The sequence below is a fragment of the Methylobacterium sp. J-070 genome (genome assembly GCF_022829385.1).
In the GTDB taxonomy this organism is placed as follows: Bacteria; Pseudomonadota; Alphaproteobacteria; order Rhizobiales; family Beijerinckiaceae; genus Methylobacterium.
Window position 1 is genome coordinate 312,868 of the sequence record NZ_JAKSXX010000165.1, and the last position, 22,448, is coordinate 335,315.

Here is a 22,448-nt window from a genome sequence, read left to right on the forward strand (position 1 = left end):
ACGGATGGCCTAAGCCAGGTCGCTGTTCCGGCCGGTTTGGTCCGGCAGCCGACAGACGGGGGACGCTTGTGGGAAACGACAACCTGCCGACGGTCTCCGCGCAGGCCGGTCGCGCCCTGGCCGAGAGCAGCGTGACGCGGGCGCGCGACGCCTACGAGCGCTTCGCCGAGGCGGGCGAGATGGCGCTGAACGCGTTCGAGACATCGATGGCCCAGACCTTCGAGGGCTGGCGTTCGGTGATGGGCTCCAGCCGCGAGACCGCCCACCAGCTCACCGACAGCAACGTCGCCGGGGCCCGCCGGATGCGCGAGCAGTATGAGGCCGCCGGCGCCCGGCTCTACAATGCCTTCGAGGACAACGCGGTCCACGCCATGGCGGCGATGCGCGAGATCGGTCATCGCATGCTGGTCGCCGCCGACACGAACATCCGTGCCAATCTCGACTTCGCCGAGCGCGTCGCGAAAGCCGCGGATGCCCGGGAGGCCGCGGCCTTGAACCTGACGTTCCTTCAGGAGCAGTCGCGCCGTCTGACAGAGCAGATGGTCGATCTCCACCAGACGACCGGCCGGCTCGCCCGCGAGGCCGCCGCGCGCGTCGAGACGCCGTGACGGTGATCCCGGCGGAGCGGCCCGTGGTGGATCCCGGCGGTGCGATGCCGCGGCTCGACGACCTCAGTCGCGCCGATGTGCCGTTCCGGACCGGTCACTTCTGGGCCTATGCGCCGCACGACTTCCACCGCATCGCCTACGTCGAGTGGGGTGAGCCGGACTCGCCGCACGTGGTCGTCTGCGTGCATGGCCTGAGCCGCCAGGGCCGGGATTTCGATCCCCTCGGGTATCGGCTCGCCAAGATGGGCTACCGGGTGATCTGCCCGGACCTGCCCGGGCGCGGGCTCAGCGGATGGCTCAAGGATCCGGAACTCTACGGCCTGCCGCAATACGCGGCCGACATGGCCGCGCTGATCGCGCATCTGCGGATCCCGGGCAAGATCGACTGGGTCGGCACATCCCTCGGCGGCCTCACCGGCATGGTGCTGGCCGCTGCGGCCAACACGCCGATCCGCCGCATGGTCATCAACGACATCGGACCGTTCCTCCCCTGGGCCCCGATCCGTCACATCGGCTCGCGCCTGCGCGATGCCCCGCGGCTGCACCACAACCTCGCGTCGGGCGAATCGCGGCTGCGCACCGTGCTGGCGGCCTTCGGCCCCTTGACCGACGAGCAGTGGCGCCACATCGCCAAGCACAGCTTCTTCCGTGAGCCCAACGGCGGCTGGCGCCCGCACTACGACCCCGGCATCGGCGACGCGTTCCGTCCCGGCCGGGTCTACAGCGTCAGCATGTGGCGGGACTGGGACGCCATCGCCTGCCCGGTCCTGCTGCTGCGCGGGGCGCAGTCCGAGCTGCTGCTGGCCAGCACCGCGGACGAGATGGTTCGCCGCGGGCCGCCGACCGAGCGCGTCGAGATCGCCGATTGCGGCCATGCGCCGGCCCTGCTGGACGATCACCAGCTCGCGATCGTGACCGGATGGCTCGGCACCGCCGCCTGAGCCGGACCGGATGCCGGATCGATACGCAATCTCCACCATGCGGAAGAAAATACAGTTCGGGCGGCGTTCGACGATCCGCCAAATCCATCGGCGCATTCAGATAGTGTTCTGGCAATATCTACGTATTTTAAACTGAGTTCATGTGTCGGCAGACCGATTTTTTCCCGGCGGACGACGCCATCATTGTCCGCTCAGCGGCGCAGTGCTGGAGATCTAAGATTTCGACAGCGTAACCATTCGTTGCGTAGCGTGGCAGGCTGTGGCATCAACGATCGCAGGCCGATCCCCCGGCCGCGCGATGATGCACCTGTTGGTTGTGATCGGCGGCTGATGCACCGGCCCGGCATGCCCGCCGACAGAGCAGACTTTCGGACGACCTCCCATGGCCAATTCCACCCCCAAGCCGAAGCAGACCACAGCCATCGATCACGGGGTCGGCAGCCGAATCGCGTTCCTGCGTGCCGCCAACGGCCTGAGCCAATCCGCCCTCGCGAGCGCGCTGGGCGTGAGCTTCCAGCAGGTCCAGAAGTACGAGACCGGTAAGAATCGCGTCGGAGCCGGTCGCCTTCAGGCGATCGCCGAGCGGCTCGGGGTCCCGGTCTCCAGCTTCTTCGATCCGGAGCCGGACGCGGGAGCCGACGGCGGTCCGGCACTGCTGCGTGTCTCCGGGGCCCTGGAGCTCCTGCGGGCCTACAACCAGATCGCCGACGACCAGATGCGCCGCGACGTGCTCGCCCTGGTCAAGTCGGCGGCGCGGCTTGCCCAGGCCCGGGCGTCGGGCGAGGCGGTGCCGGCGTGCGCCGGGCAGAACGGCGTCGCGCCGAGCGCCTGAGCGCCGGCGGCCCGGTCGGCCCGCCGCCCGGGCTGCCGAGGGACACCGCAGGTCGCCTCGGCGACCCGTGTCACCCTGTCGGCGACCTGCCGAGCCCGGATCCGGAACGAGGCTTAGTCGCGATGGCCGGGTTCCGGCTGAGGCGCATCGACCCCACCGGCCCTGCGAGACCGCCTTCCGATTCGCCGAAGAGGGACCGCCCGGCGGCACTGCGCCTGCGGCCCGCATGGCGAAGCGCCGGAGGGGCCGTCGGGCGGGCTCAGGTCCCGAACCGGGCGAGGGACACGGCGGTGTCGCCGTAGACGCGACGCTCCAGGGCGCTGAACCCCGACGGCCAGGCGAGCTCCGCGGTCTCGGCCTCCTCGACGACCACGAGAGCGCCGGAGGCGAGCCAGGCGCCCTCCGCCGCACTCGCGAGGGCCCGCGGCGCCAGATCGCGATTGTAGGGCGGATCACAGAACACGAGGGAGAACTGGCCGGCGGTCCCGGCCGGTCCGAGGCGGGTCGCGTCCCGGCGGAACAGGCGCGTCACCCCCTCGGCGCCGAGGGCCTCGATATTCGAGCGGATCACCGCCCGGGCCTCGGCGCCCTCGTCGACGAGGAGCGCGTAGGCGGCGCCCCGCGACAAGGCCTCGAACCCGAGCGCTCCGGTGCCGGCGAACAGGTCGAGCACCCGGGCCTCCGGGACGGCCGCCGCGTAGGCATGCGTCAGCACGTTGAAGAGCGATTCGCGCAGGCGGTCCGAAGTCGGCCGGATCGCGTCGGTGCGCGGCGTCGCCAGCCGTCGGCCCCGCCACGTCCCGCCGACGATCCTCATCGCGGGCCGCGCGACGGCCGCCCGCCGCCGGGCTTGTGACCGCCGCCGGGGCCGCCGGCAGGCTTGGCGCCGCCCCGGGCACCACCGGGGCGGCCGCCGGGTCTCGCGCCGGCCGGGGCGCCCGCACCCCGGCCCGCGCCCCGTCCGGCGCCCTTGTCGAAACCCTTGTCGAAACTCTTGCCGGCGAAGCCGCCGGGCTTCGCGCCGCGGGGTTTCGGACCGCCGAAGGCGGGTTTGCCGCCGGCGGAGTCCGGGGTCCGCGGCCGGAAACCGCCCTTGCCGCGGGCCGCGCCCTCGGGTGCCCCGCCGTCGAAGGACCGCTCGCTGCGCCCCCCGGGCTTCGGACCGCGGCGCTCATCCTGGCGGGTCTGAGCCCGCGGGCCTTCGAACGCCCGGGGCGCGTCCCGGTGGGGCCGGTCGCCGCCTCCGCGCTCGCCGCGCGACGCCGGCCGCTGGTCGCCGCGCGGGGCGTAGCCACGCTCGCCGCCCGAGGCGGATTCGCGGCCGGGGCGGCCGGCCGGACCGCGCTGAGGCCGCTCGGAGGGGCCGTCATCGGCGTAGCGGCGGCGCGGCTTCGCCGCGGGGGCGGCCTCGACCGGCGTCGCCGACAGACGTTCCACCACGACCCGCCGCTCTCCGGCCCGGATCGAGCCGACCCGCTCGCGGCCCCGCTCGGCCGCCGAGGCCTGCGCGGCCCGGGGGTCGGCACCCCGGCGGGGAATGCGGGTACCCCGCGGCTTCGTCGCTTCGTCGTCCCGCCACGTCGCATTGCGCGGCCCGGAACCGGAGCCGCCCGTCGCGACGCGGGGCGTCGGCGCCGGGCGGGCGGCGGTGCGCCGGCCTGCGGCTGCCGGTGCGGCCCGATCGGGTTTCGTCGACCCGCCGAACGGCGTGATCGGCTCGCGCACCGGGCTCTCGAAATCGACGCCCGCCTGCTCGGCGAGGTTCTTGCCCAGTTGGTCCTTCAGGACGCGGGTCCGCACTTCCTCGACCAGACCGACTTCGAGGTCGCCGAGCTGGAACGGACCGAAAGAGAGCCGGATCAGCCGGTTCACCGACAGGCCGAGATGTTCGAGGATGCGCTTGACCTCGCGGTTCTTGCCCTCACGCAGGCCGAGCGTCAGCCAGACGTTGTCGCCCTGGGCGCGGTCGAGGGTCGCCTCCACCGGGCCATATTCCATGCCGTCGATGGTCACGCCCTTGGCGAGCCTGTCGAGCTGCGCCTGGTCTGTATCGCCGTGCGCGCGGACCCGGTAGCGGCGCAGCCAGCCGGTCTCGGGATGGGCGATCACCTTGGCGAGACCGCCATCGTTGGTGAGCAGCAGCAACCCCTCCGTGTTGATGTCGAGGCGCCCGATGGCGACGACCCGGGGCAGCTCCTCCGGCAGGATCTCGAAGACGGTCTGCCGCCCCTCCGGATCCTTCGCCGTGGTGACGACGCCGCGCGGCTTGTGGAAGATCCAGAGGCGGCTGCGCTCCCGCGACGGCATCGGCTCGTCGTCGACGAGGATCTGGTCCGCCTCCGTGACGTTGCGGGCGGGCGAGGTCAGCGTCTCGCCGTTGACGCTCACGCGGCCGGCCAGGATCATCGCCTCCGCGTCGCGCCGCGAGGCTATGCCGGCCCGGGCCATCGCCTTGGCGATGCGCTCCCCGGGCGGCGTCTGGACTTCGCCTTCGGGCGCGGCCGCCGGATCGGCCTCCGGCGACGCGGCTGCCGGTTCCGCCGTCGGCGGGACCGCGCGGCCCTTCGCCTTGCGCGCCGGCGCGTCCGCGACGGAGCCGGGGTCGGTGCTCGGCGTCCAGCCGCCCACCCGCGTGGTTTCGGGATCAGGCCGGGCGGGATCGTCCGGCGGGGTGTCGTTTGGCGTGTCGCTCATGCCCGCGCCATATCAGAGCCTGTACCGACAGGCGAGGCGGCCGAGCGGAGCGCAGAACGGCAAAGGGCGGCCCAGCCGGACCGCCCCCGATAAAATCCGCCGATCGGCCGTCGTCAGAGCCTCGGCGAGCGCCCGCGCATCACGCCGAACACGGCGGAGATCAGGAACAGGGCGATCGCCACGAAGAAGACGATCTTGGCCGCCTCCATGGCCGTACCGGCGATGCCGCCGAAGCCCAGCAGCGCCGCGATGAGCGCGACGACGAGAAACGTTACAGCCCAACCGATCATGGCATCCTCGCGTTGTTCGAACCGGTTCAGGATCGGAACCCGCACGCGGCGGGTCCCGTTCCGTACGATGCGCGGCTCAGAGCTTGTCGGTCGCCGACTTCACGGCGCTCTTCGCGTCGCCCACGGTGCCCTGCGTCTTGCCCTTGAGCTCCTGGGCCGCACCCTCGGCCTTCATCTTGTCGTTCCCGGTCGCGTCGCCGATGCCCTGCTTGGCCTTGCCGAGAGCCTCGTTGGCGACACCCTTGATCTTGTCGGTGGTGCTGCTCATGGCGTTGTCCCTTTCGCGGTTGCTGCGGCGGCGCCGCACTCGGTCGTCAAACGGTCACGGTCGCCCGAATGTTCCAGGGCTTAACATTGCCTTGAGTTGATTCGCGGCCGCCCGCTCGAGCGATGGAGTGAGAACACCTTGGCTGCAGATCCGATCCGACGGTCTGGGTTCACATCTCCGGGGGCGGTGTCGGCCCTCGATCGCGCGTTCGACGCCGCCCGCGCGGCAGCACGGATGGGCGAGGTTCCGGTCGGGGCCGTGGTGGTCCGGGACGGGATCGTGCTGGCCGTGGCCCACAATCAGCCGCGGGCCCTGCGGGATGCCACCGCGCATGCGGAGATCCTGGCCATCCGCGCGGCCTGCGCGCGGATCGGCGACGAGCGGCTGACCGGCTGCGACCTGTATGTAACCCTGGAGCCCTGCGCCATGTGCGCGGGCGCGATCTCGTTCGCGCGGATCCGGCGCCTCTATTACGGAGCGGCCGACCCGAAAGGCGGCGGCGTCGAGCACGGGCCTCGGGTCTTCAACCAGCCGACCTGTCACCACGCGCCGGACGTCTATGGCGGCTTCCGGGAGCGCGAGGCTGCGGCGCTGCTGCGGGATTTCTTCGCGCAGAGGCGCGGATGAAAGCCGGGTCCACCGGCACGAGACCGCCGGTCTCGGCACATGTGATGGAGGCGACACGATGATCCCCACCTACCGCCGTGCCCTGATCGTCGGCGCGGGCTCCGGCCTGAGCGCGTCGCTCGCCCGGCTCCTGGCTGCCGACGGTCTCAAGATCGGCCTCGCCGCCCGCGACGTCGACAAGCTGGCCGAGCTGGCCACCGAGACCGGCGCGGCGGTCCACGCGTGCGACGCCAGCCGCCCGGGCGACGTCGAGGCCCTGTTCGCACGGCTGGAGCCGGCGCTCGGGGGCGCGCCGGACGTGGTGATCTACAACGCCAGCGGGCGGCTGCGGGGCCCCGTCGTCGATCTGGACCCGGAGGCCGTCGCCCGGGCGCTGATGGTCTCCGCCTACGGCGGCTTCCTGGTGGCGCAGGCCGCGGCGCGCCGCATGCTGCCGCACCGTCATGGCGCGATCCTTCTCACCGGGGCGTCGGCGAGCGTGAAGGGCTTCGCCGGCTCGGCGCCCTTCGCGATGGGCAAGTTCGCCCTCCGGGGCCTCGGTCAGAGCCTCGCCCGCGAGCTGCAGCCGCAGGGCATCCACGTGGCCCACGTCGTGATCGACGGGGCGATCCGCAATCCGCTGCGCGGCGGCGAGCCGGCGGACGCACCCGACAGCCACCTCGATCCGGACGCCATCGCCCGAGCCTACCGGGACCTGCTGCGGCAGGACCGCAGCGCCTGGACGACGGAGCTGGAGCTGCGGCCCTGGCTCGAGCGCTTCTGACCGGGCCTACGGATTGACCCGCACGCCGAAGAGGAACGTGTTCTCGCTGAAGCTCGAACCGACCACCGTGCTGTTGATCTGCTGGAAGATGTAGGTGCCGCGCAGGGTCAGCCAGCGCGTCAGGTGATAGTCCAGCCGCGCCGTCGCCGAGTATCCGTTCTCCCGGATCGTGCTGCCCTGGTAGACGTTGCGGAGGAAGGAGCCGCCGACGACGAGGGACAGGTTCCGCAGCAGATCGTGCTGGACCTCCAGGGTGCCGACATCGGTGAGGATACCGCTGGAGCCGGGGATGGTCGTCTCGGTGACCCCGGTCGCGGCCGTGAGCCGGACCGTCGTGAGCGGGCTCGCCGACCAGACCAGGGCGGCGTTGACCAGCGGCGCGTTGATGTCGCGCAGCGTCGCGTCGACATAGGTGCGGTGCTGGATGCCGGCCGAGACTTCGCCGGTCAGCGTCCGCGCGAGCCCGAAGCTCGCCCCGACCGCGAAGGCGATGCCGTCCGAATCGCGCTGAACCCCGGAGAGGTCCCGGCGAAGGTCGTAGACGCGGGTGTCGCCCAGGAGGTCGATGAAGGGACTGAAGTCCGGGCTGACCTCGTAGGCCGTGCGCAGCTGGAGGCTGTACTGGTTCAGGTTCCGGTCGCTCTGGTTGATGATGGTTCCGTCGGAGAGGCGGGCATTGTCGAATTCAGAGCGGTCGACGGAGCCGCGCAGGGTCACGGAGAGCCGGTTGAACGTCTCCGTCGCGCCGAGCGAAGCGCCGTAGACCGCCAGCAGCGGCCGGCTGGTGGCCGTGCTGGCGACCGCGCCGGCGAGGAAGTTCGGGCTCGAGGTGCGCTGCGTGTCGACGAGGAACCGGCCCTCCGCGTCGATATGCAGGTCGCGGTTCGCATCGATGCGCATGCGCACCACGCCGTCCGCGGCGGGGCGGCTCGCCGCCTCGTTCTGGGGGGTCTCCAGGTAGGAGCCGCGCAACGAGCCCCCCAGCGAGCTGGAGGACCAGTTGCTCTGGAAATCGACCGCGCCTTCGGTACGGAGCGCCGCCGAGCCCTTCTCGAGCTGCCGGGTGGTCTGGTCGGGATTGGAATCGTAGCCGATGCTCTGGGAGAAGCTCGGCAGCACCGTGAAGCTGCCGATCTGATAGCCGATCGGGGCGTAGGCCGGATCCGTCGGGATCGGCCGGGCCAGGTCCGTGCCGAGGATGAAACCCGGGGTCAGCAGGCCGAGGGCGGGGGAGATCGCCAGAAGCGGCAGGATCGGCCGCAGGGGCGTCGCTGCCTGCGGCAACGGCACGCCGACCACGGGCTGCTGTATGATCGGTGTCAGGCGCAGCGCCGGCGCGGGGACCTGGGTGATCTCCTGCGTGATCCTGTGGGTGGCGGAACCCAGGCGCCGCGGCGGCGCGGCGCGGGTCCGCAGCAGGGCCGACGGTGCCAGGTTCCTGGGCGCCGTCGTGCCTCCGCTCGTCCGCTGGCCGCCGGAATTGACCCGGGTGTCGAGCTGCGAGAGGCCCGGCTGGGCCTGGGTCGGGATCGGTGGCGACAGGGGCGAACGCAGGCTGTCGCCGCCGGTCTGGTCGCCGCCGGTCGCATCGCCGCCCGGCGAGGCCCGCCCCTCGTCGCGCGAGAACCCATCGGGCACCCGCTGCCTCAGGGCCGGCAGGCCGTTCGGCGCCGTGTCCTGACCGACGCCCGGATTGTCGGGCTGCCCGGTGACCGGGCTCGTCGCGTCGAACCGCTGCGCCACGGCGTTCGTCGACGCGAGCGCGAAGGCGAGAACCGCGACCGCGCGCCGCATGTCCTGCCGTGTCCGCCGGTATGCCCCCGCCGTCCGCACGTGATCCCGGTCTCCGCCTTCGTCCCCGGCAGCCGCTGCTGGGTATGTGTGCCGCGCCGCGGCCGAACTGGTCGCCGGCATGGTTAATCAAGACTAGCGTTGCATAGTTAATCCCCCGTCAACGGCGCCCGGGAGCGGGGATTTGCAGCCGGCGACAAAATCTTCATGCGACACGACCGGTCCGATTGAGAAATTCTTTCGGATCCGTTATCGTCGCCCAGAATTCGATCTCATCCATGAGGGATTGATCGGTACGCATAACTATAAAGATAGAGGTCGACCGTGAGTGAGAGCATTGAAAGCGAACACGCCGAGCATATTGAGCTTGCGGTCGACATCGTCGCAGCCTATGTGTCAAACAATTCCGTCCCGCCATCCGATCTACCGGGACTGATCGGCGGCATCCATACGGCTTTGGGTCAGCTTTATACTTCAAGTCGGTCCGAAAATGGCCCCGTCGAGAAGATGAGTGCGGCTCAGATCCGGAAGTCGGTCACGCACGACCACATCGTGAGTTTCGAGGACGGGAAGCCTTACAAGACCCTCCGGCGACACCTCACCCTGCGCGGCCTGACGCCCGAGGCCTATCGCGAGAAGTGGGGACTGCCCCGGGACTACCCGATGACCGCCGCGAGCTACTCGGCCCAGCGCTCGGAACTGGCCCGGGCCCTCGGCCTCGGACAGCAGCGTCGCAAGCAGCGTCCGGCGGCGGTGTCCGAGCCGGAACCGGCGGCGGCGCCGAAGGCGCGCGGCCGCAAGAAGGCTCCGGTCGAGTAGGTCGAGCCGGTCGACGCCTGACCGCGTGCGCCGCCCGAACCACGTGCACGCGGCGCAACCGTGCGCCGCGTCCCCGGCGCTATCCCGGGACCTTCAGGCTGCCATCCTGCGCATGCTGCTCCGCACCATCGAGCAGCCGCCGCGCCGGAGAGCCTCGATTTGCCGCCCCTGCCGATCCTTGCCCTGGCTGTCGCGTCCTTCGGGATCGGGACCACCGAGTTCGTCATCATGGGTCTCCTCCCGGAGGTGGCCCGGAGCTTCGACGTAACCATTCCGCAGGCCGGATACCTGGTCTCCGGCTACGCCATGGGCGTCGTGGTGGGAGCACCGATCGTGGCGATCGCCACCGCGCGCCTGCCGCGCAAGAGCGCGCTCCTCGCGCTGATCGGCGTGTTCCTGGCGGGCAACCTCGGCTGCGCGCTGGCGCCGAGCTACGGACTGCTGATGGCGGCGCGGATCGTCACGGCCTTCGCGCACGGGGCCTTCTTCGGGATCGGCGCCGTGGTCGCGCGGGATCTCGTGCCGCGGGAGAAGCGCACCCAGGCGGTCTCCCTCATGTTCGCCGGCCTCACCCTCGCCAACGTCCTCGGCGTCCCGCTGGGAACCGCCCTGGGGCAGGCGGCCGGGTGGCGCTCGACCTTCTGGGCCGTGGTGGCGATCGGGCTGGCGGCCGGTGCGGCGATCCAGCTCTGCGTTCCCGCCGGGCTTCCGGGCACGCGCGGACGGCTCGTGAGCGAGTTCCGGGCGCTCGGCCGCTGGCCGGTCCTTCGCCCGATGCTGATCTCGACGCTGTCGTCGGTGAGCTTCTTCACGGTCTTCACCTACATCGCGCCGTTCCTCACCGGCATCACCGGGTTCTCGCCGCGGGGCGTGACCGGCGTTCTGTTCGCCGCCGGCATGGGCCTGACCATCGGCAACCTCGCGGGCGGCCATTTCGCCGACCGCGGTGCGATGGCCACCATCGTCGGCAGCTTCCTCGGCATCGTCGCGGCGCTGCTGGTGCTGATGGCGGTCGCGCACCATCCGGCCGCAACCGTGGCGGCGGTGGTGGTGTGGTCGGGGCTGGTGTTCGCGCTGGTCTCCCCGCTCCAGATCTGGGTGGTGGAGGCTGCCAGCGACGCGCCGAACCTCGCCTCGACGCTGAACCAGGGCGCGTTCAATCTCGGAAACGCCACGGGCGCCTGGATCGGCGGCACGGCCCTGACGCTCGGCGCCGGCTATGACCAGCTGCCGCTGATCGCCGCCGCGGTGTCGCTCGTCGGGCTTGGCCTCGTCCTCACGGCGGTCAGCCGCAGCGGGCGCGGGAAGCTCTCGGCCGCCGCCCCCGGCGCCTGAGGGGTCATTCGCTCCGGACGAGGTCGCCCAGCAGGCTCGCCGCCACCGTCGCCTTGGAGACCGTGAGGCCGGAGGCGCCGATCGCGTCGACCGCCTCGCGGATCCGGGCGAGGGGCGCGCCGCGGGCCTTCGCCCAGGCCTCCACCGCCGCGGGCCCGGCACCGAGATCGGAGACGACCTCGGCGGTGAGCTTGCGATGGGCCGCCGCGATCCCCGCGACGGCGCGCTCGAGCGCGACGCGGTCGAAGGTGTCGGCGACCGGGACGGTCCGGGCCGCGGCGGCGAGGTCGTCGAGCCGGAAAGCGTGCTCCAGGGCGAAATGGGTCGCCGCCACGTCCTCCACCGGCCGCCCGCTCGCCTCGGCGACCCGGACGATGTCGGGTGCGGACACCAGGGCGGTGAGCGAGGCGAGCCGCCGTGCCTGGGCCGGGGCCATGCCGAGCCCGGTCAGTTCCGCGGCGCGGGCCTCGATCGCCGCCAGCGCGTCGTCGCCGAGCACCTTCGGCAGGGCGGCCTCGACGGCGGCGACGCCGTCGCGGTAGCGGGCGACCACCGGAGCGAGGCCGCCGCTCAGATCGAGGTTGCGGATGAACCAGACGATCCGGTTGGTCAGCAGGTCCTGGACCTCCGCGTAGAGGCCGAGCTGGCCCTGGCCGGAGATCCGGCCCGCGAGCCCGTCGATGGCGAGGTTCAGCTCCATCAGCCCGAAGGCGTCGCGGGTGACCGCGTAGGCCTTGGCGATGCTGGCGGCGTCGGCGCCGGTGCCATCGACCAGGCGGGTCACCAGCGAGGGGCCGCCGCGGTTGACGATGATGTTGGCGAGCGCCGTCGCGATGATCTCGCGGCGGAGCCGGTGTCCCTTCACGGCGTCCGGGAACTGCTCCCGCAGCGCCTTCGGGAAGTAGCGCTGCAACTCGCGGTCGAAATAGGGGTCGTTCGGCACGGCGCTCTCCAGGATCGCGTCGTGCAGCGACAGCTTCGCGTAGGCGAGCAGCACCGCGTATTCCGGCCGGGTCAGCCCTTCGTTGCGGCGCATCCGTTCGGAGAGGGCCGCATCGTCGGGCAGGAACTCCACCGCGCGGTCGAGGCGGCCTTCGGCCTCCAGGGCCTGCATGGTCCGCATGGCGAATCCGGTCTCGCCGAGGCCGCCGCGCTGGGCGAGCGACAGCGCCAGCGTCTGCAGCTCGTTGTTGCGCAGGACGAGATGCCCGACCTCGTCGGTCATGGCGGCGAGCAGGGCGTTCCGCGCCGCGTAGCTGAGCCGCCCGTCCCGCTCCGGTACCATCAGGGCGATCTTGATGTTCACCTCGACGTCCGAGGTGTTCACCCCGGCCGAGTTGTCGATGGCGTCGGTGTTGAGCCGGATGCCTGCCCGCGCCGCCTCGATGCGGCCGCGCTGGGTCAGGCCGAGATTGGCGCCCTCGCCGACGACCTTCGCGCGCAGCTCCGGCCCGGTGATGCGCACCGCGTCGTTGGCGCGGTCGCCCGCGTCCTCGTCGGTCTCGGTGGTGGCGCGGATGTAGGTGCCGATGCCGCCGAACCACAGCAGGTCGGCGGGGGCCTTCAGGATCGCCTGCATCAGCTCGGTGGGGGTCGCCTCGGCGCGGTCGAAGCCGAGGGCGGCGCGGACCTGCGCGGACAGCGGCACGGTCTTCAGGCTGCGCGGGAACACGCCGCCGCCCTCGGAGATCAAGCTCCGGTCGTAATCGGCCCACGAGGACCGCCCGAGATTGAACAGGCGCCGCCGTTCGGCGAAGCTCGCTGCGGCGTCGGGGTTCGGATCGAGAAAGATGTCCCGGTGGTCGAAGGCGGCGATCAGCCGGATGCTCTCCGAGAGCAGCATGCCGTTGCCGAACACGTCGCCCGACATGTCGCCGACCCCGACCGTGGTGATCGGGTCCGTCTGGACGTCGACGTCGATCTCCAGGAAGTGACGGCGGACAGCCTCCCAGGCGCCGCGGGCGGTGATGCCCATGCCCTTGTGGTCGTAGCCCTGGCTGCCGCCCGACGCGAAGGCGTCGCCCAGCCAGTGGCCCTTCTCCAGCGACAGCGCGTTGGCGATGTCCGAGAAGGTGGCCGTCCCCTTGTCGGCGGCAACCACCAGATACGCGTCGTCGGGATCGTGGCGCACCGTGTCGGGCGGCGGCACGATGGCGTTGTCGACGATGTTGTCGGTGAGTTCCAGCAGCGTGCGGATGAACAGCCGGTAGCTCTCGGTGCCCTCCTGCATCCAGGCGGCGCGGTCGGAGGCCGGCGGCAGCCGCTTCGGGAAGAATCCGCCCTTGGCGCCCACCGGCACGATCACGGCGTTCTTGACCTGCTGCGCCTTCACGAGACCCAGGATCTCCGTGCGGAAATCCTCGGGCCGGTCGGACCAGCGCAGGCCGCCGCGGGCGACGTAGCCGAAGCGCAGGTGCACCCCCTCGACCCGGGGGGCGTAGACGAAGATCTCGAAGAGCGGCCGCGGCAGCGGCATCGCCGTCACCTTGGCGCAGGCGAACTTGAAGCTGATCGTCTCCCGCGCCTGTCCGTCTGCCCCCGTCTGGAAGAAATTGGTCCGCACGGCCGCCTCGACGAGGTTGACGAACCGGCGCAGGATCCGGTCGTCGTCGAGGCTGGTGACCTCAGCCAGCGCCGTCTCGATGCCGGCCCGGACCTCTGCCTCCTGGGCGGCGCGGTCGCCCGTCAGCGCCGGGTCGAACCGGGCGCGGAACAGCGCGACGATCGCCCGGGCGATCCCGGCGTGCCGGCTCAACGTGCCGGCGAGGTAATCCTGCCCGTAGCGGATGCGCAGCTGACGCAGGTAGCGGCCGAGCGCCCGGAGCAGCGCAGCGTCCCGCCAGGGGAGGGCGGCCTCCAGGATCAGGCGGTTGTAGCCGTCGGACTCGGCGAGTCCCGCCGCGATCGCCAGCATCGCGGCTTCGAGGGGCTGTTCCAGCGCGGTCAGGTCGATCGCGCCGCCGGTGGCCCGCTCGATCAGCATGTCGTGCAGCCAGATCCGCGCGGCCTCGTCCGCACCCGCCGGCACGATCCGGTAGGTGCGCTCGTTGATGACCCGGAAGCCGAGGTTCTCCAGCGCCGGCACCCGGTCCGACAGGGCGATGGCGGTGCCCCGCGAGAACACCTTGAGGCGGACCTGGGCGGCGGCGTCATTCTGCCGGCGCCCGAGATGCACCGCCCGCGTCTGCCCCTCGCCGAGGCTGTCGAGGATCGCCACGTCGGCCACGGCGACATCCGGCTGGAAATTGTCCCGGTAGGCGGCCGAGAACGCGTCGCCGTAGCGGGCGGCCAGCAGCCGCGCCCGATCCCCCCCGTAAGTCTCGATCAGGGCCGTCCGCAACGCGTCGCCCCAGGTCCGGACCAGCGACGCGATGCCGGCTTCGAGGCTCGCCGGGTCCTGTTCCGGGCTGCCCTGGTCGGGCAGGCCGATGATGTAGTGGATCCGGGCGAGGGAGCCCTCCGGGTAGTCCGGATAGGCCGCGCTGAGCCGCCCGCCGTAGGCGTCGGCCAGGTAGCCGCCGATCCGGCCCCGCACCGCGGAATCGTAGCGGTCCTTCGGGACGTACACCAAGAGCGACACGAAGCGTCCGAACCGGTCTGGACGCGAGAGCACGCGCACCCGCGGCCGATCGGCGAGGTTGGCGATGGCGAGGGTGAACCGGTACAGCCGGTCGACGTCGATCTGGAACAGCTCGTCCCGGGGGTAGCTTTCCAGAACCGCCAGGAGGCTGCGGCCGGCATGGCTCGTCGGGTCGAGCCCGGCGCGCTCGACCACCGCCTCCACCTTCCGGCGCAGGACCGGCACCTCGCGGGCGGGACTCGTGTAGGCCGAGGCGGTGAACAGGCCCACGATCCGCACCTCGCCCGACAACTTGCCGAGGCCGGAGAACAGCTTGACCCCGACATAGTCCAGGTAGGCCGACCGGTGGACGCGGGATTTGACGCTGGCCTTGGTGATGATGAGCGGCTGCGGCTCCTCGAGGAAGGCGAGGATCTCCGGGGTGTAGTCCACCGGCGTCCGGCCCCGGCGCAGGGGGGTGGCGCCGGGATCGCGCAGCACGCCGAGGCTCGATCCGTCGACGAGCGGATGCGCCTCGCCGTCGATGCCGTGCTGCTGCATCCCGAGGAGGAGGAACTGGCCGTCCTTCAGCCATTCCAGGAAGGCGCGCGCTTCGCCGGTCTCGCCCTCCGGCATCGGGGTCGGCGCCCGGCCCAGGTTCGCCGCGAGGTCGGTGAGACGCGCCAGCATGGCATCGTGGTCGTCGCTCGCCAGGGCGACGTCCCGGTAGACCGCCGCCAGGGCGTCCTGCAGCCGCTCGCCCGCCTCCGCGGCGAGGCGGTCGAGGTGGATGTGGATGAAGCTCTCGCGCTCCAGGCTGCCATGGGCGTCCGCGGTGGTCTCCCCGACGACGCGAATCAGCGCGCCCGCGGGGTCCCGCTCCACACCCAGGATCGGGTGGGCGACGAGATGCGGCGACAGGCCCTGCTCGGTGAGCTCGGCCAGCGTCGAATCCAGCAGGAAGGGGCGGTTGTCGTTGATGACTTCGAGGATCGTCATCTCGCGCGCTTTGCCGTCGCGCACGATCTCGCCCTCGCTCAGACGCAGCCGCGCCGGATCCCCCGGCCGCCGCGGCTCGGAAAGGAACGCACGGGCACGCGCTGCAAGGTCGGCCAGCGCGCCCGCGTCGTAGGACGCCAGATCCTCCGGCGTCACCCGCCCGAACAGGTCGCGGACGAACCCGCCGGGTCCGCCCTGCTCGGTGACGATGTCGGCGGCCGCCTCGATCAGCCCTGTGCGGGCCGTCTTCTGCTCCGACGAGGACAACGCCGTCGCGGTCTCGAGTGTCATCGCGCTTCTCCCGAACCGGGTGACCCGCCCCAGCGATAGCAGCGTCACCGGCCGTGTCGATGACACCCCCTGCCGGTTTGCGATCGCGCGGGTGTCGAACGGCGCGAACCGTCAGGCCCGGGGCACCGGACCCTTGCCCGTACCGGGAAACGTGCATATACACGCTTCGTGATGGCCGATTCACCTGAGAGCGCTCCGCCCGAGCCCTGCACCTGCTCCGCCCTGCGGCGGGCCACCCGTGCCGTGACCACGGTCTACGATGCCGCCCTGCGTCCGGTGGGCCTGCGGGTGACGCAGTTCGCGATCCTGCGCCTGCTGGAGCGGCTGGGTCCGACGCCGGTGACGCGGCTTGCCGCCGAGGCGGCCCTGGAGCGCACCACGATGGGGCGCAACCTCGAGCCGCTGGAGCGGCGCGGCCTCGTGCGGATCGCGGCGGGCCAGGCCGATGCGCGCGAGCGCGTGGCCGTCCTGACCGAGGCCGGCCGCGACGCCGTCGCGACGGCGATGCCCTACTGGCGGGACGCGCAGACCCGCATCAACGCACGGGTCGAGCCCGGGTCCGTGGCGGCCCTGGCGCAAGCCCTGACGTCCGCCGCCTCCTGACCGATCCGCCTCAGGCCCACCCCCCGGAGCCCGTTCATGCCCAGCATCACCGAGACGCGCCCCGGGTCGCGCGTTCACTATGCCTGGATCGTCGCCGCGGTGACCTTCCTGGTGCTTCTGGTGGGCGCCGGGGTCCGAGCCACCCCGAGCGTTCTGATCGTACCGTGGGAGCGGGAATTCGGCTGGACGGCCGCCACGATCAGCGTGGGGATCGCGCTCAACATCTTCCTGTACGGGATGATCGGCCCGTTCGCGGTCGCCGTCATCGAGCGCTTCGGCCTGCGCCGGTCGGTCTGCACGGCGCTCCTCATCCTGGCGGTCGGAACCGCCGCCACCAGCCTGATGACCGCCCCGTGGCAGATGGTGCTGCTCTGGGGCCTCGTGGTCGGCTCGGGCTCCGGCATGGTCGCCAACGTCCTCGGCGCCACCGTGGCGGGACGGTGGTTCGCCAAGCGGCGCGGCCTCGTGCTCGGGATGCTGACGGCGAGCAGCGCCACCGGGCAGCTGGTCTTCCTGCCGATGCTGGCCTCCCTGGCGGTGGGACAGGGCTGGCGGTCGGTCTCCCTGGTGGTCGCGACGGCGACGCTGGCGCTGATCCCCCTGGCGGCCCTGCTGCTGCGCGACCGTCCGGCCGATCTCGGGCTGCCGCGTTACGGCGAGGTCGCGGTGACGCCGAATCCGGTCCTGACCGAGAACCCGGCCGTGCGCGCGTTGCGCGGCCTCCGGGTCGGGCTGCGCTCCCGGGACTTCTGGCTGCTGGCCGGCACGTTCTTCATCTGCGGCGCCTCCACCAACGGCCTGATCGGCACGCACCTGATCCCGGCCTGCATCGACCATGGCATCGCCGAGGTGACCGCCGCGGGGCTGCTGGCCTTGATGGGGATCTGCGACCTGATCGGCACCACCGCCTCGGGCTGGCTCACCGACCGCTTCGACTCGCGCAAGCTCCTGGCCTGGTACTACGGCCTGCGCGGGCTCTCGCTGATCTTCCTGCCCTACTCCTTCGACTACAGCTTCTACGGCCTGTCCCTGTTCGCGGTGTTCTACGGGCTCGACTGGATCGCCACGGTGCCCCCCACGGTGCAGCTCGCCGGCAAGTCCTTCGGGGAGGAGAACGCCGCGCTGATGTTCGGCTGGATCGCGGCGGCTCACCAGATCGGGGCGGCCTCGGCGGCGTGGCTCGCCGGCATGGTCCGGACCGACACCGGGACCTATCTCGGCGCCTTCGTGTCGGCGGGCCTGCTCTGCCTCGTCGCGGCCCTGATGGCCGCCTTCGTGGGGCGCAGGCCCGCGGAGCCGGCCCTGCGCCCGCTGCCGGCCTGAACTGCGCCGCGCGGACGCCACCGCCTTAAGTGTGCCGCGAAGAACGGGCCCTGATCGGCCTGTCCCCGCGCATCCCGAGAGCTCGCATTGACAGTCGCGATCCGGCCCGTTCCGCCGGTCCAGGACGCCCGAGCCCCGCGCCCCTGGTCGGGACCGGGCTTCACCGAGTTCGTCGCCATCGTCGCGCTGATGATGGCGGTGACGGCGATCTCCATCGACAATCTGCTGCCGGCCTTCCCGGCGATCGAGGCCCGCTTCTCGGTATCGGACCCCAACCGGCTGCAACTCCTCGTCTACGTCTACATGATCGGCTTCGGCTTCGCGCAGATCGTCTACGGGCCGATCTCCGATGCCCGCGGGCGCCGGCCGGTCCTGCTGGCGAGCCTCGCCATCTACGTGGTGGGCTGCGGGCTCGCCATGGTGGCGCCGAGCTTCGGCTGGCTGCTCGCGGCGCGGATCATCCAGGGCGTGGGGGCGGCGGGCGGCCGGGTCCTGTCGGTGGCGATCGTGCGCGATCGCTTCGCCGGCCGCGAGATGGCGAGCGTGATGTCGCTCACCATGATGGTGTTCCTGATCGTCCCGATGATCGCCCCGGCGATCGGCGGGATGATGCTGGCGCTGGGCTCCTGGATCTACGTCTTCGTCTCGATGCTGGTTCTGGCCTTCTGGCTCACCCTTTGGTTCGCGCTGCGCATGCCCGAGACGCTGGATCCGGCCTATCGCCGGCCGCTCTCGCCGGCCGCGACCTGGGACGCCATCCGCACGACCCTCAGGACCCGCGTGGCTGTGGGCTACGCCACCGCGCTCGGCCTGATGACCGGCTGCATCATGGGCTATGTCGGCTCGGCCCAGCAGGTGTTCGACACCGGCCTGTACCATCTCGGCCCGCTCTTCCCCCTGGCCTTCGGGCTGGTGGCGGGCGCCATGGGGGCGGCGACTCTGATCAACGCCCGGGTCGTCCGGCGGCTGGGGATGCGGGCCCTGTCCCACAGCGGCGTCATCGCGTTCACGGCGGTGGGACTGGTGCAGGTCGGTGTCGGGCTCGCCTATCACGGGCATCCCCCGCTGGCGCTGTTCCTGTCGATCCTGGCGGCGAACCAGTTCCTGATCAGCTTCGCGATGCCGAACTTCAACGCCCTCGCGCTGGAGCCGCTCGGCGCCATCGCCGGCACGGCCTCGTCGTTCCTCGGCTTCTACACCACGATCCTGGGGGCGTTCTGCGGCTTCCTGATCGGCCAGGCCTTCGACGGCACCGTCCTGCCGGTGGCGTTCGGCTACGCCGGCCTCGGCGCCCTGGCGCTCGTCGTCGTCGCGTGGACGGAGCGCGGGCGCCTGTTCCGCGGCGGCGTCGCCGGGTGACCGAGCGGGCTTAACGCGGTCTTCAGCGGGAGACCGCCAAGCTCCGGTCGTCATCGCCATCGACCGGACCCGCCCATGATCGCCCGCGCCCAGGACGGAACCCTCCTCGCGGCGCGGCTGCTGCTTGCCGCCGCGCTCCTGCCCACCGGGATCGCGCGGGCGCTCAACGTCTCGGGCTTCGCCCTCACGCTCGCCGGGAGCGGCATGCCGTTCCCGAACGGCGTCGCCACCGCGGCGGTCGTGGTGCAGGTCTTCGGTCCCTTGGCGCTGATCGTCGGCGTGCTGCCGCGGCTGACCGGGCTCGCCCTTGCGGCGTTCGCCACGGTGACGGCCTTCGTGCTCCACCCGTTCTGGCACTATGTCGGCCCGGCGGCGGTCGCCGAGCGCACGCTGCAGCTGGCCGATCTCGGGCTGGCGGGCGGCTTCCTGATCTACGCCCTGGCGGGTCCCGGCGCCTGGAGCTGGCAGGGCTGGCGTGCCGGGATCCCGGCCTCCGCGCCGCAGGGGAAACCCGCCGCGGCGAAAGCCTCCGGCAAGAGCGCCGCCCCGCGGGCCGGGGGCAAGCGCGCCGCCCGGTCGCCTGCCCGGGCGGCCGCCTGATCAGCCGGGCCGCGGGCTCATTCCGGCGGCCGGCGGCGTCGCCGGGACCATGCCGCGGCCGGAGATCTCGGAGCCGGCGTCCGGCGACAGCTTGCGGAAGGCCAGCACGGAGGCCGCCGAGATCACCGCCACCGCGAAGAAGGCCGGCCCGAAATCGCCGGCCTCGATCTGGGTCCGGCCGTGGAGCCCGGCGGTCCCCTCGAGCGCCAGCGCCCCCAAGGTGACGCCGAGGCTCAGCGACAGCTGCTGGCAGACGCTGGCGAAGCTCGTGGCCGCGCTCATCTCGCGGGATTCGAGATCGGCATACGCGATGGCGTTGACGCAGGTGAACTGGATCGAGCGCGAGCAGCCGCCGACGAACAGCAGCGCCACCATGATCCAATGCGAGGTCTGCGCGGTGTAGAACCCGTTCACCGCCAGGAAGGCCGCGGCGAGCGCGGCGTTCCAGACCATCAGGGTCCGGAAGCCGGTGCGGCGCAGGATCTTCGGCGCCAGCGTCTTCACGAACATCGCCCCGGCCGCCGCCGCGAAGGTGATCAGGCCGGAATGCAGGGCGTCGAGGCCGAAGCCGATCTGCAGCATCAGCGGCAGCAGGAACGGGATCGCCCCGGTGCCGATGCGGAACAGGCTGCCGCCGATCACCGCTACCCGGAAGGTCGGTCGCTGCATCAGGTCGAGCCGCACGATCGGGTGGGCGGCCCTCCGGGCATGGACCCAGTAGAGCGGCAGCAGGATCGCGCCGGCGGCGAGGCAGCCCCAGGAGACGGCGGCCGGCAGCAGGTGGCGGCCGGTGGAGGCCAGCCCGAGCATCAGCGCCGCGAGCCCGGTGCCGAGCAGCGCGAAGCCGAGGAGGTCCAGCGGCGGCCGCTCCGGTTCGCGGACGTTCTCGAAGTACAGGCTCGCGAGCACGATGCCGGCGCAGCCGATCGGCAGGTTGATGAAGAAGATCCACCGCCAGTCGAACCAGGTGGTGATCAGGCCGCCGACCGGCGGACCCAGGACCGGGCCGACGAGGGCGGGAAACGTCAGATAGGCGAGGGCCGTGACAAGCTGCGACTTCGGCACGCTGCGCAGCACCACGAGGCGTCCGACCGGCACCATCATGGCCCCGCCCATACCCTGGAGGAACCGCGCGGCGACGAACCATGCCAGCCCGTTGGCGGCCGCACAGGCGAGCGAGCCGGCCATGAAGACCGCCAGCGCGGCCCGGAACACCGTCCGCGAGCCGTACCGATCCGCCATCCAGCCGCTGACCGGGATGAAGATCGCGAGGCTGACCAGATAGGAGGTCAGGGCGAGCTTCAGGGCGATCGGGTCCTCGTTCAGGCTCGCCGCGATGCTCGGGAGCGCCGTGGCGATCACCGTGGAGTCGGTGTTCTCCATGAACAGCGCGGTGGCGACCGTCAGCGGGACGATCCAGAGCGATCTTTGAGTGGACGCAGGCATCGGACAGCAGACGCAGATCACGCCGCGGCGGTTGCACGGCCATGCGGCCCCGTCGCACCCTCGTGTTTCGCGATTGTATCCGCGCGGCAACACAGGTTGAGCGCCTGAAGAGCGCCACCTTTTATGCCGGGACACCAATGGCTACGTTTCGCTCACGCGGCCGTGAGGTCGCCCGAGCCGGCCCCCGGGGCCGGGCCACGAGGATCGCGATGCCCTCCACCCCCAGCAAGGTCCGCCCCCTGCCGCGGATCGCCGCCGGCGTCGCCCTCCTGTCGATGGTGGCGGCCTGCGGCACCGTCCTGCTCAACGATCGCGGCTCGCTGACGCGCTACGATCGCTTGAAGTCGAGCGACCAGGTCGCCTCGGCCTCGCGGATCTACATCGACCAGCCGGCGCTGGCGAAGGCCCGGACCGTCCGCATCATCCCCACAGCCTTCCACGCCGACGTGGCGGGAGCGGCGCCGCTGACACAGGCCGAGCGACGGCTCATCGCCAACGCCGCCGACCGGGCGCTCTGCTACGACCTGTCCCTGAAGTACGACGTGGTGACGTCCCGCGATGCGGACCTCACCGTGCGGGCGCAGGTCACGCGCGTCGATCCGACGGACCTGCTCGGCGCCGGCGCGACGATCGCGGGCTCGGCCGGCGTGACGGTCGCCTCCCAGCTCGGCTTGAGCGTCGCCGAGGGCGTGGGCCGGGTCCCGATCCCGCGGATCCCCATCGGCCTCGGGAGCCTGACGGTGGAGGCCGAGGCCCTCGACCGCCGGCGGGAGCAGCGGGCCGCCATGGTCTGGGGCGGGGCGGCGAACTCCTTCACGAGCCAGCCGCGCTTCTCCCACGCCAGCGACGCCTATGACCTCGCGGGCGAGTTCGGCCAGGATTTCGGCTACATGCTGGCGACCGGCGAGGATCCGTTCACGGCGCCCAACACGCTGCCGACCTGGGATCGCATCCGGATCACAACCCTGGGCGAGGCGCCCCTGGACCCCGACTGCGAGGCCTTCGGGCGGTCGCCCGGGATCGACGGCATCCTGGGCGACTATATCGGCCTGCCGCCCGAATACACCGACAAGGGGCCGGCCGCGCCGGCGATGCGCTGAGACGGCGCCCGGCCGTCGGGGCCCTGGGCGAGACGCGCTCGCCGGCAGCACGGCCCCGCGATGCGGGCGTCCGGCGGAGCGGGGGTTCGTCCGGTTCGGGAAGTCTGCGCAGCCGCGCCCATGGTGCACGGACGCAGGATCGGGCCCGTAGCGCCGCAGGTATCCGCCCCGCCCATCCGGGTCCGAGACGGCGTCCCGGG

Annotated in this window: 19 protein-coding genes; 12 read left to right on the top strand and 7 right to left on the bottom strand. The window is 71.8% G+C overall.

The features are described 5' to 3' along the window. Window positions 1-68 precede the first annotated feature (68 nt). The 3 genes from MKL01_RS17460 to MKL01_RS17470 all read left to right on the top strand — a co-directional run bounded on the left by MKL01_RS17460 (window position 69) and on the right by MKL01_RS17470 (window position 2,381). Complete coding sequence (locus MKL01_RS17460; protein WP_243906463.1) at window positions 69-608, top strand: phasin family protein; 540 nt, start codon at window positions 69-71, stop codon at window positions 606-608. After that, window positions 605-1,549: an alpha/beta fold hydrolase gene (locus MKL01_RS17465; protein ID WP_243906464.1), complete on the top strand. Its 945-nt coding sequence runs from the start codon at window positions 605-607 to the stop codon at window positions 1,547-1,549. Before MKL01_RS17460 ends, MKL01_RS17465 begins: the two co-directional genes overlap by 4 nt. Before the next feature lie 382 nt (window positions 1,550-1,931). Further along, window positions 1,932-2,381, top strand: a complete 450-nt coding sequence (locus tag MKL01_RS17470; protein ID WP_243906465.1) for a helix-turn-helix domain-containing protein — start codon at window positions 1,932-1,934, stop codon at window positions 2,379-2,381. 259 nt (window positions 2,382-2,640) lie between these two features. On the opposite strand, the gene rsmD is transcribed toward MKL01_RS17470, so the two are convergent. The 4 genes from rsmD to MKL01_RS17490 all read right to left on the bottom strand — a co-directional run bounded on the left by rsmD (window position 2,641) and on the right by MKL01_RS17490 (window position 5,633). Further along, on the bottom strand, window positions 2,641-3,198 hold the full coding sequence (gene rsmD, locus MKL01_RS17475) for a 16S rRNA (guanine(966)-N(2))-methyltransferase RsmD (protein WP_243906466.1): 558 nt from the start codon (window positions 3,196-3,198) through the stop codon (window positions 2,641-2,643). Further along, window positions 3,195-5,075: a pseudouridine synthase gene (locus MKL01_RS17480; RefSeq protein WP_243906467.1), complete on the bottom strand. Its 1,881-nt coding sequence runs from the start codon at window positions 5,073-5,075 to the stop codon at window positions 3,195-3,197. The genes rsmD and MKL01_RS17480 overlap by 4 nt, the downstream gene beginning before the upstream one ends. A gap of 113 nt (window positions 5,076-5,188) precedes the next feature. Further along, window positions 5,189-5,365, bottom strand: a complete 177-nt coding sequence (locus tag MKL01_RS17485) for a DUF1328 domain-containing protein (RefSeq protein WP_010683547.1) — start codon at window positions 5,363-5,365, stop codon at window positions 5,189-5,191. A 76-nt stretch (window positions 5,366-5,441) separates the two neighbouring features. Next, entirely contained in the window at window positions 5,442-5,633 is a 192-nt protein-coding gene (locus tag MKL01_RS17490; RefSeq protein ID WP_243906468.1) for a CsbD family protein, read from the bottom strand. A gap of 138 nt (window positions 5,634-5,771) precedes the next feature. Here MKL01_RS17490 and MKL01_RS17495 point away from each other — a divergent pair, with 138 nt between their 5' ends. Then, window positions 5,772-6,260, top strand: coding sequence for a nucleoside deaminase (locus MKL01_RS17495; RefSeq protein WP_279604669.1), 489 nt, complete (start codon window positions 5,772-5,774; stop codon window positions 6,258-6,260). A gap of 58 nt (window positions 6,261-6,318) precedes the next feature. Further along, window positions 6,319-7,023, top strand: coding sequence for an SDR family oxidoreductase (locus tag MKL01_RS17500; RefSeq protein ID WP_243906470.1), 705 nt, complete (start codon window positions 6,319-6,321; stop codon window positions 7,021-7,023). A gap of 6 nt (window positions 7,024-7,029) precedes the next feature. Here the strand turns inward: MKL01_RS17500 and MKL01_RS17505 are convergent, their stop codons facing one another. Next, window positions 7,030-8,817: an outer membrane beta-barrel protein gene (locus MKL01_RS17505; RefSeq protein ID WP_243906471.1), complete on the bottom strand. Its 1,788-nt coding sequence runs from the start codon at window positions 8,815-8,817 to the stop codon at window positions 7,030-7,032. Between the two features lie 321 nt (window positions 8,818-9,138). Here MKL01_RS17505 and MKL01_RS17510 point away from each other — a divergent pair, with 321 nt between their 5' ends. Both MKL01_RS17510 and MKL01_RS17515 read left to right on the top strand, forming a co-directional pair. Then, window positions 9,139-9,633 carry a MucR family transcriptional regulator gene (locus MKL01_RS17510; RefSeq protein ID WP_243906472.1) on the top strand — a complete coding sequence of 165 codons (495 nt, stop codon included), beginning with the start codon at window positions 9,139-9,141 and terminating at the stop codon, window positions 9,631-9,633. A gap of 159 nt (window positions 9,634-9,792) precedes the next feature. Further along, window positions 9,793-10,968 (top strand): MFS transporter, encoded by a 1,176-nt coding sequence (locus tag MKL01_RS17515; RefSeq protein WP_243906473.1) that lies wholly within the window; start codon window positions 9,793-9,795, stop codon window positions 10,966-10,968. 4 nt (window positions 10,969-10,972) lie between these two features. Here MKL01_RS17515 and MKL01_RS17520 read toward each other — a convergent pair whose 3' ends face one another. Then, window positions 10,973-15,817 carry an NAD-glutamate dehydrogenase gene (locus MKL01_RS17520; protein WP_243906474.1) on the bottom strand — a complete coding sequence of 1,615 codons (4,845 nt, stop codon included), beginning with the start codon at window positions 15,815-15,817 and terminating at the stop codon, window positions 10,973-10,975. 171 nt (window positions 15,818-15,988) lie between these two features. On the opposite strand from MKL01_RS17520, the gene MKL01_RS17525 reads away from it, so the two are divergent. The 4 genes from MKL01_RS17525 (at window position 15,989) to MKL01_RS17540 (ending at window position 19,702) form a co-directional block, all read left to right on the top strand. Beyond that, the gene (locus MKL01_RS17525; protein WP_243906475.1) at window positions 15,989-16,420 is read left to right on the top strand and encodes a MarR family winged helix-turn-helix transcriptional regulator; all 432 of its coding nucleotides are present in this window, start codon (window positions 15,989-15,991) and stop codon (window positions 16,418-16,420) included. Window positions 16,421-16,456: 36 nt separating this feature from the next. Then, window positions 16,457-17,743 (top strand): MFS transporter, encoded by a 1,287-nt coding sequence (locus MKL01_RS17530; RefSeq protein WP_243906476.1) that lies wholly within the window; start codon window positions 16,457-16,459, stop codon window positions 17,741-17,743. Between the two features lie 192 nt (window positions 17,744-17,935). After that, window positions 17,936-19,102 (top strand): multidrug effflux MFS transporter, encoded by a 1,167-nt coding sequence (locus MKL01_RS17535; RefSeq protein ID WP_243906579.1) that lies wholly within the window; start codon window positions 17,936-17,938, stop codon window positions 19,100-19,102. 75 nt (window positions 19,103-19,177) lie between these two features. Beyond that, a complete protein-coding gene (locus MKL01_RS17540; protein ID WP_243906477.1) occupies window positions 19,178-19,702 on the top strand; it encodes a DoxX family protein in 525 nt (174 codons plus the stop codon). Here the strand turns inward: MKL01_RS17540 and MKL01_RS17545 are convergent, their stop codons facing one another. Then, on the bottom strand, window positions 19,703-21,148 hold the full coding sequence (locus tag MKL01_RS17545; RefSeq protein WP_243906478.1) for an MFS transporter: 1,446 nt from the start codon (window positions 21,146-21,148) through the stop codon (window positions 19,703-19,705). It abuts the gene before it with no gap. 209 nt (window positions 21,149-21,357) lie between these two features. Between MKL01_RS17545 and MKL01_RS17550 the strand changes: the two genes are divergently transcribed. Further along, complete coding sequence (locus MKL01_RS17550) at window positions 21,358-22,248, top strand: DUF3313 domain-containing protein (protein ID WP_243906479.1); 891 nt, start codon at window positions 21,358-21,360, stop codon at window positions 22,246-22,248. The last annotated feature ends 200 nt before the right edge of the window (window positions 22,249-22,448 follow it).